General features: G+C 44.5%; 14 protein-coding genes. 5 read left to right on the forward strand and 9 right to left on the reverse strand.

What is annotated here, in order from left to right:
• Position 1: 1 nt before the first annotated feature.
• The 4 genes from CPIN_RS29765 to CPIN_RS29780 form a co-directional block, all read right to left on the reverse strand.
• Positions 2-814 carry a helix-turn-helix domain-containing protein gene (locus CPIN_RS29765; RefSeq protein WP_012793596.1) on the reverse strand — a complete coding sequence of 271 codons (813 nt, stop codon included), beginning with the start codon at positions 812-814 and terminating at the stop codon, positions 2-4.
• Between the two features lie 297 nt (positions 815-1,111).
• Positions 1,112-1,915: a helix-turn-helix domain-containing protein gene (locus CPIN_RS29770; protein ID WP_012793597.1), complete on the reverse strand. Its 804-nt coding sequence runs from the start codon at positions 1,913-1,915 to the stop codon at positions 1,112-1,114.
• Between the two features lie 61 nt (positions 1,916-1,976).
• On the reverse strand, positions 1,977-2,996 hold the full coding sequence (locus tag CPIN_RS29775; RefSeq protein ID WP_012793598.1) for an SDR family NAD(P)-dependent oxidoreductase: 1,020 nt from the start codon (positions 2,994-2,996) through the stop codon (positions 1,977-1,979).
• 89 nt (positions 2,997-3,085) lie between these two features.
• On the reverse strand, positions 3,086-3,844 hold the full coding sequence (locus tag CPIN_RS29780; protein ID WP_012793599.1) for a methyltransferase domain-containing protein: 759 nt from the start codon (positions 3,842-3,844) through the stop codon (positions 3,086-3,088).
• Between the two features lie 219 nt (positions 3,845-4,063).
• Between CPIN_RS29780 and CPIN_RS29785 the strand changes: the two genes are divergently transcribed.
• Positions 4,064-4,513 carry an SRPBCC family protein gene (locus tag CPIN_RS29785; RefSeq protein WP_012793600.1) on the forward strand — a complete coding sequence of 150 codons (450 nt, stop codon included), beginning with the start codon at positions 4,064-4,066 and terminating at the stop codon, positions 4,511-4,513.
• Between the two features lie 168 nt (positions 4,514-4,681).
• Entirely contained in the window at positions 4,682-5,641 is a 960-nt protein-coding gene (locus tag CPIN_RS29790; protein ID WP_012793601.1) for a glycoside hydrolase family 43 protein, read from the forward strand.
• Between the two features lie 11 nt (positions 5,642-5,652).
• On the opposite strand, the gene CPIN_RS29795 is transcribed toward CPIN_RS29790, so the two are convergent.
• On the reverse strand, positions 5,653-6,591 hold the full coding sequence (locus CPIN_RS29795) for a hypothetical protein (protein ID WP_012793602.1): 939 nt from the start codon (positions 6,589-6,591) through the stop codon (positions 5,653-5,655).
• Positions 6,592-6,745: 154 nt separating this feature from the next.
• Between CPIN_RS29795 and CPIN_RS29800 the strand changes: the two genes are divergently transcribed.
• Entirely contained in the window at positions 6,746-7,108 is a 363-nt protein-coding gene (locus CPIN_RS29800; RefSeq protein WP_012793603.1) for a DUF2200 domain-containing protein, read from the forward strand.
• A 9-nt stretch (positions 7,109-7,117) separates the two neighbouring features.
• Here CPIN_RS29800 and CPIN_RS29805 read toward each other — a convergent pair whose 3' ends face one another.
• On the reverse strand, positions 7,118-8,026 hold the full coding sequence (locus CPIN_RS29805; RefSeq protein WP_012793604.1) for an SMP-30/gluconolactonase/LRE family protein: 909 nt from the start codon (positions 8,024-8,026) through the stop codon (positions 7,118-7,120).
• Between the two features lie 239 nt (positions 8,027-8,265).
• Here CPIN_RS29805 and CPIN_RS29810 point away from each other — a divergent pair, with 239 nt between their 5' ends.
• Complete coding sequence (locus CPIN_RS29810) at positions 8,266-10,629, forward strand: alpha-L-rhamnosidase-related protein (RefSeq protein WP_012793605.1); 2,364 nt, start codon at positions 8,266-8,268, stop codon at positions 10,627-10,629.
• Positions 10,630-10,754: 125 nt separating this feature from the next.
• Positions 10,755-11,072 carry a hypothetical protein gene (locus CPIN_RS39235; protein WP_044220009.1) on the forward strand — a complete coding sequence of 106 codons (318 nt, stop codon included), beginning with the start codon at positions 10,755-10,757 and terminating at the stop codon, positions 11,070-11,072.
• Between the two features lie 100 nt (positions 11,073-11,172).
• On the opposite strand, the gene CPIN_RS29820 is transcribed toward CPIN_RS39235, so the two are convergent.
• The 3 genes from CPIN_RS29820 to CPIN_RS29825 form a co-directional block, all read right to left on the reverse strand.
• Positions 11,173-13,158 carry an ABC transporter permease gene (locus CPIN_RS29820; protein ID WP_222838162.1) on the reverse strand — a complete coding sequence of 662 codons (1,986 nt, stop codon included), beginning with the start codon at positions 13,156-13,158 and terminating at the stop codon, positions 11,173-11,175.
• Complete coding sequence (locus CPIN_RS39240) at positions 13,134-13,439, reverse strand: ABC transporter permease (protein WP_222838163.1); 306 nt, start codon at positions 13,437-13,439, stop codon at positions 13,134-13,136. Before CPIN_RS39240 ends, CPIN_RS29820 begins: the two co-directional genes overlap by 25 nt.
• 153 nt (positions 13,440-13,592) lie before the next feature.
• A complete protein-coding gene (locus CPIN_RS29825) occupies positions 13,593-14,324 on the reverse strand; it encodes a hypothetical protein (protein WP_012793606.1) in 732 nt (243 codons plus the stop codon).
• Positions 14,325-14,405: the final 81 nt, after the last annotated feature.

Genomic DNA, 14,405 nt, shown 5'->3' on the forward strand with positions numbered 1-14,405 from the left:
CTTAGTGCCGCGCCCCCAACAGTGCTGTAGGCGCATAACCGAAATGCTTCTTGAATGCAAATGAAAAGTGTGAAAGGTTCTCAAAACCCACTTCATAACAAACATCAATAGGCTTCCTTTTTTTCTCTAATAGGTGATAATGCGCCAGTTCCAGGCGCTTCTTCGTCAGCCACTTCTGTGGAGTGGTGTCAAATGCCTTCTTAAAATCTCTTTTAAAGGTAGTCAGACTTCTCCCCGTCAGATAGCCAAATCGCTCCATTGGCATGTTGAACATAAAGTTCTTCTCCATGTAATCCGTCAGGTTGATCTTGCCAGGTTCCTCAAAATTCGCCAGCATATTATCCAGGTCCGGATCTATAGACCGTAGTATACTAACGGCTTCCGTAATCTTTAAATTCGCAATATTTTCAGGCAACTCCGTCATATCAAAATAAGGAATGAGCGATGACAGACAACTTTGCAGCAACGGATGATTGTTATAATGCCGGATCTTCTGTTCTGCAACCGTCTTCGACTTCACCTGGATCTTATCGTAGAAGTTGCGCAGCCAGTCTGTCGTCAGGTGCATAACAACCGTCTGATGCGGCAAACCATCTTTAGGATAATTGATAATCGTAGCTAACTGGTTCCTCGGTATGAGAAAAATATCTCCCTTCTGAAACATATACGTTCCTTCTGCCTGCACAATTTTCGTCTCCCCGGAGATAAACCAGATAAGCATGTGATGCTCAAATATGATATCCGATTTGAAGAACTTGTCCTGGTAGCAGGACAACTTAATGTCGTCTGTAATGTATTTAGCCTGATATTCCATGTGCTAAAGTTTTATACCGGCGTTCCTCCATATTGAAGAAGCACATAACAAATGTAGTGGATCTGTTATGATTTAACTTTGTTTATAAGACCAACTTTACTTTGTTCGGAGGACCGTCTCCCCCTCTGAATATATAATTTGCCTGACAATCTCTATCTCCTGAACCGCTCAACAAAGACAACAAGGACAGCAACCAGCTGCTATTTTAAGCAATAGGCTGCCTTCATCGCTCCTGATAGTAACGATCCACATAAGCCACACAACCGCAAAAGCGAATAATATGGCAGCGCTATTGCATTAAGAAATCAAATCCGTCGGAGTATATCCGAAATGCTTTTTAAAAGCGTAGGAGAAATGAGACAGGTTTTCAAATCCAACCTGGAAATACACATCTGCAGGTCGCAGCTTTTTCTCTGTAAAATGAACATAGGCGAGCTCCAGTCTTTTCTGCGTAAGCCACCTTTGTGGTGAAATATCGAATGCCTTTTTAAAGTCACGCTTAAACGTACTAAGACTCCTGCCGGTCAGATAGCTGAAACGTTCCAGGGGCATATTGAACATGTAATTCCGCTCCATAAAGTCGACAAGATCCATCCTTCCCGGTAACTCAAAGTTGGTCAGCTCTCCATCGATATCCGCATCAATCAGCCGCAATATGCTGATAGCTTCTGTAATTTTTATGGTAGCAATGTCCTCCGGAAGTTCCTTCAGCTCAAAGTATGGGAGCAACGAAGCAAAACAGCTCTCCAGTAACGGATGATGTTGAAAGCGCCTGATCTTACCGGAACTGCTGACCGAAGCCTTTATATTTAATCCGGCATAAAACGCACGGAGTCTGACGGTTGAAAGATGCATGACAACCGTTTTATGTGGTTGATGATTGGTGGGATAATTGATGATCGTAGCCGGCTGATTGCGGGGAATCAGAAAAATGTCTCCTGCTTTAAATGTATAACAGGTATCAGCCTGAACGATCCTCGTTTCTCCGGCAATAAACCAGACCAGCATATGATGATCAAACATGATTTTTGTTTTGGACAACTTATCCACGTAACTGGAAACTTTGATATCTGGTGTTAAGTACACCGACTGATGTTCCATATCCTGCATGTTTTCGGATTAGCAATGCACCTTAAAGCCTAAGATGTCATACATCGCTTGCTTATTTGACGTCAAATGCAATACCCGTCATCTTTTCGCTCATTACCCACAGTCTTTTTGCACTATGTTCATCCAGTGAATACTGCATAACCCCGCTCTGGTGAAATTTAGCATTGCTCTCAACAGCAGGATCAAAAGATAATAACTCAGCCACATCGCCATCTTCACAGTATACGCCGCCGAGGTCATTGAGTAGCGGACTGGTTGCTGCCCATACTGTAGTGGCAGCTCCCTGTGGGATTGTTTTCAGTGAAGCCAATACCTCAGGACGCATGTCGCCGTTTTCATCGAGGAAACCCATTTGCTGAAAAAGCGCTACAGGAGCCTCACGCGCTAATTCAGTACCACCAATAGATCCGGGATGTACAGCATATGCGCGTACATGATAGTCCCTGGCACGGTTATCCAGTTCCAGGGCAAACAGGTTGCTGGCTGTTTTGGATTGACCATAAGCCGCCAGTGTTTCATAATCCCGGTGTTCGAAATTCGGATCGTTAAAATCGATATTACCCATGTGATGACCTAGAGAAGATACATTCACCACACGTGCGCCATTTGCCCGTTTAAGCGCAGGCCAGAGTTTTGCCGTCAGATGAAACTGACCGATGTAATTCGTAACAAACTGAGACTCTATGCCACGCGCATCTTTTCGTAAAGGCACCCACATAATACCGGCATTGTTTATAAGCAGATGTAAAGGTCTGCCGGAGTGAAGGAACTTATCAGCAAAGGCATCAATAGAGCCAGGATCCATAAAATCCATCGCTTCGATCTCTACCCGTTGAATACCTTCCAGGTTCTTTCTGGCCTTATCAACATCCCTCGCCGGAACGATCACGGTAGCGCCGGCTGCTGCCAGTGTTCTTGTAGTTTCCACACCAATACCTGCATTACCGCCTGTCACGATAACAATCTTACCTGTCAGATCTATGCCGCTGATAACATCTGAAGCAGTGGACTGAGCGTTAAAACCTGTGCCGAGTGGATGCTGAAGTGCTCCCTGATTGTTGTTCTGTATCATTGTATTTTTGTTTTGTGATACAAAAGTAGAACACCCCTCGTCAGCCGGCTTTGTTTGAAAGCCCTAATTCACTTTGTTTTCTGGACCCATCAAAAACTGGCTACTAGTATGATCCGTTTGAATGCGTATACCATTGGTGAAGTAGGATAATGTTGTGCTATTCTTTCCTTAAATACACGCACAAACGTTGATTGCAAAGGCTCTTCCAGCTTTTCCATATAAGGCACCAACGCAGATCCTGATATAAACTCATACAGTGTTTCGATAGATTGAGCGACTATCGGATAGACCTTCTGATACACGGTCACCTCTCTCGCCCCATTACCAAACAGCAGCGTCGTATAGTCATCAAGTGACAGGACCGGCGAATTTCGGATAACATCCTTTAAAACATCATAAAAGGGACTTTCATGTACCAGTTTATAGAGAAGCTGGTTCAGCACGTTTTCCGGCTGTGATGGCATCTGCACCGCCAATTGTCCACCGGGCAATAATTTAGAAATAACCTGAGGAAAAAGAACGGGATGATCTTCCACCCACTGCAAGGAAGCATTTGCAACAATGACATCCCATTTTTCGGATAATGCCAGCTGCGCTTCTACTGACCGCTGCGCAAAGGAAATATTCTCCTGCTGTGGAGCCTTGGCCAGCATTTCAGCAGAACTATCAATACCAAGCACCTGGCACTCCGGGAATTTATCTGCCAGTACTTTTGTCAACGCTCCCGTTCCACAGCCCAGATCGATCATACGCATACCCGGTGCTGCATGAATATGGCTGATAAGGTCATGGAAAGGAGCAGCTCTTTTTTCCTTAAACTGGTTATACACATCAGGATTCCAGGGCATATTGATCGGTTTTATTAAAGATAAATGTTTATTAAAATCATCCGGCCACAGGCAGGTCGAAAATCCCCCCTTACAATGTCGCATACGACCTCTATCAATGCCAACTTTTCCAATCACCTTTGTGTTATCAACGTCAAGCAATAAACCAGGTGGAGCAGCGACCACTCAAAAAACGGGCGAAGCCGAAAAGCCAGACGAGTAGGAACAAAAATACATCTTATGTCAAATAATTCTGTTTCACTACACAGGGTGCTCAAAACCTCTCCTGAAAAAGTATACCGTGCATTCACGGAAGCCGCTGCATTCGCTTCATGGCTGCCTCCTTATGGGTTTATCTGCATCGTCCATGAAATGAATGTAAAAACCGGCGGCACTTTCAAAATGTCCTTCCGGAATTTTACAACAGGCAATAGTCATTCATTCGGCGGAGAATATGTAGAACTCAAACCCAATGAATTTTTAAAATACACGGATAAATTTGACGACCCTAACCTGCCAGGAGAAATGACTACTTCTGTCTGGTTGAAGAAAACAATCGCAGGTACAGATATCAAAATTACCCAGGAAGGGATTCCCGCTGCCATCCCCGCAGAGATGTGTTACCTGGGCTGGCAGGAGTCACTGGAAAAGTTGGCTAAATTAGTAGAGCCGGAAATACCAGACGCCTGATATCGCCGACAATTAATATGCTCCAAAGTATAAAGCCGCATCAATCATAATGATATATGCGGCTTTATGCTTTGGAGCCATACACTCTGGCTTACTGAACTTACGCATACCGGCCAACGACAATATTATTTTCTGAAAATATTCGTTCACAATATTATCTTTAAAGGTATGGCTAACCTGAAGATCTCTTTTTTCATCGCATTCCTTGTGGCCGGTATTGCTTCCAGAAGCCTGGCACAACAACCCTCCGTATTTCTTGCAGATCCCACAATCTTTAAGGATAAAGGGCACTTTTACTTATATGGGACCGGCAGTAATCAGGGATTTCCTGTATATGTATCAGCAGACCTGAAAACCTGGAAATCAGTAGAAGGTGTAGCTGACGACCTGGCTTTGCGGCGCGGCGACGCATTTGGTAACGGTGGCTTCTGGGCGCCTCAGATCATTACTTATAAAGGCATTTATTATATGGCATACACTGCCGACGAACACATAGCGATCGCTAAAGCATCCAGTCCGGCAGGGCCCTTTAAACAGGATTCTCTCGTAGCCCTCAGCGGAACAGGCAAACAGATCGATCCATTCCTCTTCTTTGATGATGATGGGAAAATATACCTTTATCATGTCAAATTACAGAACGGCAACCGCATCTTTGTTACAGAGATGAAACCTGATCTGTCTGACGTCGTAGCCGGCACGGCAAAAGAATGCATATCGGGTACAGCAGGATGGGAAAATACAGCCGCATCAGACTGGCCTGTCACAGAAGGACCTACGATATTAAAACATAAGAAAACTTATTACCTGATCTATTCTGCAAATGATTTCCGGAATAAAGACTATGCGGTAGGATACGCAACATCGACATCTCCCTACGGACCATGGAAAAAATATGACGGCAACCCGGTCATCAGCAGACATAACATCGGACATAGCGGCAGTGGTCACGGAGACGTATTCACTGACAGCAGGCATAACATATACTACGTACTACATACACATAACTCGGAAGAAAAAGTATCACCACGTGCTACAGGTTTATTGAAACTGTCTTTCAAAGATGTAAAAGGAGGACCGGCAGTCCTGGTAGCGGATACAGCTTCATTCCGTTGGTTACAGAAAAAATAGTACCCAACGGCTTAGTCATACATCAGTTGGCTATTCCTGAAGATCGCAGTCCATTTGCTGACAAAAGCAGCCGAAAGTTCTTTTTCCTTTACCGCTACAAAAAGCACATGAAATGCTTTCTTACCCTGCACCAGATAAAAAAGCTGGGATTCAGGGTGAGGGTCGTTGGGAAAACCTGGTGCTTCTGCTTTAAATAAAGCCCATTTTTGATTAGACTGGTTTACTTCCTTTAATATAGTTACTTTAGTGAGTGCACTCTCTTTCCGGCTTGCCTCAGCGAAAGTTTGTACCGCTTTGTGGATGCTTTCTACAGCCTGGTCTTTTATAGCAGATTGATACACCATGATTTTCCAGTTTGCCGCTGTTTCGTTCACAGGTAACCATTGTATCATATAAGTGGAAGAATCACTTGCTTCATACGCTTTTTGCCAGGACTTTATCTCCGGAAATGCTACTTTAACAAATTCCCGTCTGCTCGCAATACCTGTTTTAAATGTCTTCCCTATATATTGAAAAAGCGGCTTCGTCTTTACCTCAAGTGTCCGGTCACTCGTAGCAGTATATATGTACGCCTTACCACTATCACAAACCAGAAATACAGTAGAAAACACCGGATTATTACTTTTTGGCGTTTTGTGATATTCATTCAGCCAAAAGACCTGCTGACCACTATTAACGGTTCTTCCAGAATCTATTAACTGAAATTCACTGGCAACTTCGATAGCATTCAACAGTTTATCTTTAGCATCATCGATACCGGCGACTGCGTCATCCACTATATTAACATTAATGTTCTCGCGAATTTTCCCTGAGGAATCCGGCGACCAGGCCATCAGCTTTATTGAGGGTAATTCAGTCGCCACCTTATAGGTCCAACCTGATGGTATACCTATAGAAAAACCATTGACAGAATCCCTGAAATGAAACAGTGACTGTCCATGCGCAGCCATGCTACAGCATAAAGTAAAAAGAAACACAGAAAAAGCTACACTACGCATACTTAATAAATGGTTCGGGATGTATAAAAATAAGAATTCATCATTCTATAGTACCTTTAGTCAGCGCCATCAACTTTTCAATCATCAGTTCGTCAACTTACACTGTATGGAAACATCCAACACACACAATGAACGTATCGCTAAAATGACCTTCTCCTCCGTCTACCCCATGTACATCGCCAAGGTGGAGAAAAAAGGCAGAACAAAAGAAGAATTAGACCAGGTCATAACATGGCTGACAGGTTTCGATGACAGTCAGCTGCTGGAACTGATAAACGAAAAAGTCACCTTTGACACTTTTTTCCAACGCGCTTCCCTCCACCCTAACGCTCATCTTATTACCGGCATGATCTGCGGATATCGCATAGAAGAGATCGAAAATCCATTAACGCAGAAAGTCCGGTACCTGGATAAGTTGGTCGACGAATTAGCAAAGGGCAGGAAAATGGAAAAGATCCTCCGCAGCTAAAGAGAGGCATTACTCCACTCCTTTCACCAGCATCCGCAGCGTATATACGGACTCTGATGCCGTTATAAACAGCGTCTTCCGGTCTTTACCGCCAAAACACACATTACCTGTCCAGTTGGCTGATACCGGTATATTGCCCAGCTTCTTCCCTTTGTTGTCGTATATAGTCACGCCTCTTCCGGTAATATACAGATTGCCTTCGCTATCCAGCGTCATACCATCAGATCCTTGTGGCACAAACTCCTGGCGGTCCTGCAGACTACCATCCTGCCCGATCGCATAACGATAAGTCTTATTTGCCTGAATATCGGCTACATACAGATATTTACCATCCGGTGTCCCAACAATGCCATTCGGTTTTACTACACTGTCCTCAACGATCACCGGCTGCCTCTTTCCCTGTGGCAGATAATACACCTTCTGGCCCGGAATATCAGGCTGTATACGATCCCAATAGTCGCGCTGGTAATAAGGATCCGTGAAGTAAATTCCCCCTTTAGGATCTATCCACAGGTCATTAGGTCCGTTCAGACGTTTGCCTTCGAAATCGCTCAGCAACACTGTTACCTTTTTATCCGGACGAATGGACCACAACTCATCTTTTTCATCTGCACAGGAGATCAGATTACCCTGCCGGTCAAAATAAAGTCCATTTGAGCGCCCCGTCTTATCCATAAATAAAGACAGTTTGCCATGTATATCATACTTCCAGATCTTGTCATTAGGCTGGTCAGTAAAGTAAATATCTCCCCGCTTATTAACAGCTGGTCCTTCAGAAAACGCAAATACGCCATCCACCTTTTTTAATGCTGCCCCCGGGGCAACTACCCGGAGTGTAGATAACTGCTGTCCAACGACTGTATGAATTGTCGCGGTTAACATGAAACCCAATAACGTGAAAACACAAATCCTGTTCATATGTTTATTTTATAAAAAACTATTAGCTATACTTCAGACCCATCGCTTCTTAGCCGGGCATCCCCTTCCTTTCCCTTTTCAGGCACTTTCACTATACGCTCAATAATAAAGAAAAAGTTTGGGGAGCGGAAAATATTTTAATCCCGCATCGCCAACACGCCCCATAAACAGGACAGTGTAGGATGCAGGATGTACAATAACAATTATATTACACTTTTAATCAATTTCACGTTTATTGGATGAAGAAATTACTCAGTGTGGTAGCGCTCTGCCTTCTTTTGCTACCCGACTTCAGCTATGCACAATCCGCTGTGTATGCCTCGCAGAGCAGGCCATGGAATGCCAATTGGATTGCGCCACAGAATGAGTCCGGCAACAATTATGGGGTCTACTATTTCAGGAAAAAAATTGATCTCCCTGCAAAACCGTCCAGCTTCATTATCCATGTATCAGCCGATAACCGCTATAAGTTATATGTTAATGGCATATTGGTCTCTTTAGGGCCCGCCCGTGGTGATACCTATTACTGGAATTATGAAACGGTAGATCTCGCTCCCTACCTGACTGCCGGTAAAAATATTGTGGCAGCCCTCGTCTTTAATGAGGCCGAAAACCGTCCTGAAGCACAGATTTCAGTGAGAACGGCTTTTATCTTACAAGGAAAGGGACCGGAAGAAGAAATCTTAAATACCAATAATTCCTGGAAATATACACGCGACAACGGCTATCAGCCGATTACCGGCTTCTTTGCCGCCAGTACCGGCGAATTCGTAGATATGAACCAATCCGTTAAAGACTGGACAAGTCTCGATTTTAATGACCACAACTGGCCTGCCGCCGCTCACCTGTTCCAGGGACATATCAAGGGCGATGGGGATGGTTTAGCCTGGATGCTGGTACCCTCCTCTTTACCACAGATGGAACTGACGCAGCAACGATTACCGCTTGTCAGGAAGACAACCGGTATTACACTGCCCGAAACTTTCCCTGCTTCGAAAACAGCCATTACCATTCCTGCTGATACAACAGTATCCTTTATCCTGGACCAGACTTTCCTGACCAATGCCTATATTAACCTGCACTTCAGTAAGGGTAAAAATGCCGGCATATCCATGCGTTATGCTGAATCCCTTTATGATGATGCGGCAAAGTATGGCGACCGTAAAGGCAACCGCAATGATGTGGATGGTAAAGACTTCAAAGGCAGAAAAGACAGCCTGGTATCAGCCGGCGATATGGGACAGTCTTATACGACGCTATACTGGAGAACCTTCCGTTATATCCTGGTGACAATACATACGCAGCAGGAGCCATTGATAATAGACGACATCTCCGGTGTATTTACCGGCTATCCCTTTACATTTAACGCAGCTTTTAATACACAGGATAATGAGTTAAAACAGATATTGGATATCGGCTGGCGTACTGCCCGTCTATGCGCTATGGAGACCTATTTCGATTGTCCTTATTATGAACAGTTGCAGTACATAGGCGATACGCGTATACAGGCGCTGATCAGCTACTACAACAGCGGTGACGACAGACTGGCACGCAATGCCATCGACCTGATGGATCATTCCCGTATTACTGAAGGCGCCACACAAAGCCGCTGGCCAACCCGTAGCACGCAGATTATATCCACCTTCTCCTTATGGTATATCGGTATGTTACACGATTTCTGGATGTACAGACCTGACAGTAGTTTTATCCGAAGTAAACTGACAGGAGAACGTGCCGTACTCGACTTTTTTAGCCGCTACCAGGGCCAGGACGGTTCCTTGAGAAGTACTCCTTACTGGAACTTCATAGACTGGGTCGGTGGCAAAGGATGGAACTTTGCCATGCCGCCTAAAGGCGCAGACGGAGCATCCGCGATCCTTGATCTGCAATTACTGATGGCCTACCAATGGGCAGCCGAACTCGAAGCCAGCATGGGGATGCCCGCATATGTCGCTTTGTACAAAAGCAAGGCAGCCCTGCTAAAAACAACCATCCGGAACAAATACTGGAATGCCGGCAGAAAACTATTCGCAGATACTGACGAAAAAGACGTCTATTCACAACACGCCAATGCACTCGCTATATTGGCGGGTGTAGCCAATCAGCAGGACCTGTCTGACATCTGCCAGCAACTGCTGACGGATAAATCCCTCACACAATGCACCATCTATTTCAAATATTACCTGCACCTGGCACTGGCCAAAGGTGGCCTTGGTAATGATTACATCAAATGGCTGGATGTATGGCGGGACAATATCAAAATGGGATTAACCACCTGGGCCGAAATATCCGATCTGCCCAACAGCCGTTCCGACTGCCACGCATGGGGCGCCAGTCCTAACATCGAATTCTTCCGGATGATCCTGGGCATCGACACCGACGGACCAGGCTTCCGCAAAATAAAAATAACGCCGCACCTGGGAGATTTGAAGAATATCAGCGGAGAGATCCCGCATCCAAACGGAAAGGTCGCTGCTACTTATACTTTCGACAGGAATAAGTGGAAAATAAAAATCCACTTACCGGCGAAAACTACCGGCACCCTGCTATGGAAAAACAAAAAGTATCCGCTTAAAACCGGAGAGAATTTATTAGAGATCTAAAGCTACATACAGCCCACCTGATTACACGATACACCCGCTCCTGTAGCGGGTGTATTGTTGTATAACTACCTCTCCCATCCTTTCTGATACCATACAATACCCCTAAAGAAGAACGCAGGATCTTTATGTTTCTGGATCTGAACTCCTCTACCACCATTGCAGAAACACTGGGTGATAAAAGATATCACGCATTCCTGAAAGATATATTCACGGACATCACCAATCCTATCCTGGACAAGAAAGGAGAGATCTACCAATACGTAAGTGATGAAGTCATTGTAGCATGGCCATTTCGCCGCACAAACTTTAGGTCCGATCAAACTAAAAGGAAAACAAAAAGAAATGCAACGGGTCGCTGTGAAATGGAAAAGTTGAACCCTGCTTATTGTCTCTTATCAGCGTTGCCCCTTCTTATTCGCTTTTCAGACTTTTTACAGGATTAGCCAATGCCGCTTTTACCGACTGAAAACTAACGGTACATACAGCAATCAACACCACCAATCCGCCTCCCCAGCCAAAAAGAGACCAGCTCAGAGAAATACGTTATGGATAGTTTTCCAACCATTTACTAGCTGCCAGCCATGCTAAAGGAATGGCAATGAGCAACGCGATCATCACCAGCTTTACAAACTCCATCGACAAAATAGTAGCAATGCTTTGCACAGATGCGCCCAACACTTTCCTGATGCCAATTTCTTTAATACGCTTTTCCGCCGCTAACACGGACAAACCAAACAAACCAATACAGGATATAAAAATGGTCAGTATCGCACCGAATAAGATAATCTGCTTCCACCTGGCCTCAGACTCATAGCTCCGCTGGTTCACCTCATTTTTAAAGATAGGGGCGTAAGGACTGAAAGGAAAAAACTGTTTGAATTGCTGCTGAATATATGCCAGACTACGCGTAGCCGAACGAGGACTGATCCTGATATAAAATGTGCCATAAGGATTCGCATTGTTCATGGTAAACAACTGCGGAGCTATTTTATTGTTAAGCGCCGCATAATGATAGTCCTTTACTACACCGATCACCTCAAAAGTCTTATTGTTCTGAAAATTAAAAACAATCTGTCTGCCAATCGGATCTTTCCATCCCGCCTCTTTTACAAAAGCCTCGTTTACCAATACCGCATGCGCAGAATCGCCCGGATGCGTAACAGAAAAATTCCTTCCTTGTACCAAGGGGATCTTTAAGGTCGCTAAATAAGATTCATCTACCGTCTCCCATGCAAACCTGATGGAAGAATCGTTCTCCAGCTGCGCCATCGTTGCCCAGGAACCACCATTCTTCGGAGCTACAGACACAATATCAGGATACTTCAGCAACTCTGATTTGAACACAGCAGCATCCTGGTGCGTCATATTTCCCTTATCCAACAGAACGATATCATGATCGTCATACCCTAAATCGGCCTTAACAAGATAATTAAACTGGGAATAAATTGTAAAAGTGCCAATGATCAGAAATGAGGCAAGTGTAAACTGCAACACCACCAGCGACTGCTGTAAATATCCTTTCCCTTTTAAACGGAACCTGCTATAAAGCGTTTCTACTGGACTATACCCTGATAATACCAGCGCCGGATAAAAGCCAGCCAGTAAACCAGTCAGCAGAAAGAGCGCAATATATCCTGTGATCAGCCGGGCATCTACGAGATAACCAATGGCCAGTTTCTTATTAGCGAGTTCATTAAAGACGGGCAGAATCAGTTGCGCTAATGCAATAGCCAGCACAAAAGCAATGCCGCATAAGATAAAAGATTCGCCCAGGAATTGTATGATCAACTGTCTTCTGTCGCTTCCAATTGCTTTACGGATACCAATCTCCTTTACCCTTCTTACAGAACGGGCCACCGTCAGATTTACGAAATTAATACTGGCGATCAGCAGCACGAAAAGCGCCAGTCCGGAAAGGATATAAGCATAGATCGGATTACTGGCTTTCTCCAGACCATTCTGCGCCGGAAACGTTGTACTCATATGTATGTCGGCAAAAGGCTGCAAAGCATAAGTACCCATATCACCGCCTTTTTCACCACCAAATTTTAAGGTCATCGCATCAAACGCCCCCCGGGCATCCTTTTCATAAAATCGCTGCATTTGTGTGGAAACGGTCACCGGATTAACACGTTCTTCCAGCTCAACAAAAGTGTTAAGAAAATAACTAAACCAGTTATCATTGTTCTGCATGTCGGCCTCGGCCTGCCGGATAGGCAACAGTATTTTATATTGGATAGATGAATTCTGTGGACAGTTCTCCGTTACAGCTGTCACTTCGTAAGACACAAATGTTTTACCCTCCGCCAGTGTCAGCACTTTACCCACAGCATCTGCAGTACCAAATTGCTTTTCTGCTTCATCCTTTGTCAGTACAACAGTATGTGGTTGCTGCAAACAGGTGTTCGCATCACCACGGAGCAGGGGAAAAGAAAATAGTGAGAAGAAATTAGCATCTACAAAAAATACATTCCTGCTTTCAATATCCCCGTCCTTCTTAAAGTCTACCCGTCCATCCTGCACACGCACAAATGACTTAATCCCGGCGACATGTTGGGTGAACCTGGGGCCTTGTAACAAACCAGTACTGGAAAACTTGCGCGCTTCCCCCCGTTGAAAGAACTAAGCGTTATCCTGTAGATACGCGCACTTTTGTCATGAAAGCGGTCAAAACTGACCTCATCTTTCACATAAAGCAGGATCAGCATCGCACAGGTTAGACCAATGGTCAGCCCGGCAATATTGATAAAAGAATAAACTTTATTATGGGCCAGATTACGGAGGGCAATAGTGAAATAGTTCTTAAACATAGGAGACAGTTGGAACATCAAGCTACGTCAATGCCTATGCCAAATCAAAAAATACTGATTTGCAACCTGTTAAAGGATATAATTTTAGGAAAACTGTCCGTTTGAGGACAACAGATGTACGAGGCCGGCCATTCCGGTAGCTGAAACAGGTATTTAGGGGAATAGATGCACGTTTGCCGTGACGAGGTCGTAAAGCCTTTCTATCAGCAAATCCCGCTGTTCTTTATACATCTGCTCGCATTGTCTGTAAATATCACTTTCGTCCAGCTCCCGTGCTGCTTTTATATAATTTTCATGATTCCCGGTAATCTCATACTTTTTATAAAGTAAATCCGCCAATTCCTGTGTTTGTCTCAGTGCGTCAGCCAATGCAGAAAGGCCCAACACGGTCTCCAGCTGGTTAGTAATCACCTCCAGTTCGAAAGACAATGCCACATCCAATCCTTCATAGTCTGCATACAGTAGCCATTCATTAAGCGTCAGCAGGCAATATACCTCCTTGGGAAAAGCGGTAAGCTGTTTAAAATCCAGCCAACTACCCTTGTATACATCATTTTGACCCAGAACTGCAAACCTGACCTGATCCACGGCTTCCGCTTTATGCTTATACCGCCTCAAAATGCGCTCTGTCAAAGTAAAACGCTCTTCATCAATACGCTTTACCGTAGCATCAATATCAAAGTTATTGCTGATCAGATGTCGCTGAATGACATCCTCGGGCAAACCAATTTTGCGGACCAGGGTTTGTAAAATATCCTCCCTGAATAGGAGCTCTGCTTTGTTGATGTCTCCGCCTGCGTTTTCAAGCAATTTCAATCCGGATGATAAACCTACAGGAATCCGCTGCCGTAAAAGACTTAATTGCTGTTTACTTGTTTCGTTCATTTGCTGATCTGTTCAATATCCGATATTAACTGAACAGGAAATGCTCCTGGTAATATCCATAAAGCGAATATCACCTTTTAT

Source organism: Chitinophaga pinensis DSM 2588, assembly GCF_000024005.1.
Taxonomy (GTDB): domain Bacteria; phylum Bacteroidota; class Bacteroidia; order Chitinophagales; family Chitinophagaceae; genus Chitinophaga; species Chitinophaga pinensis.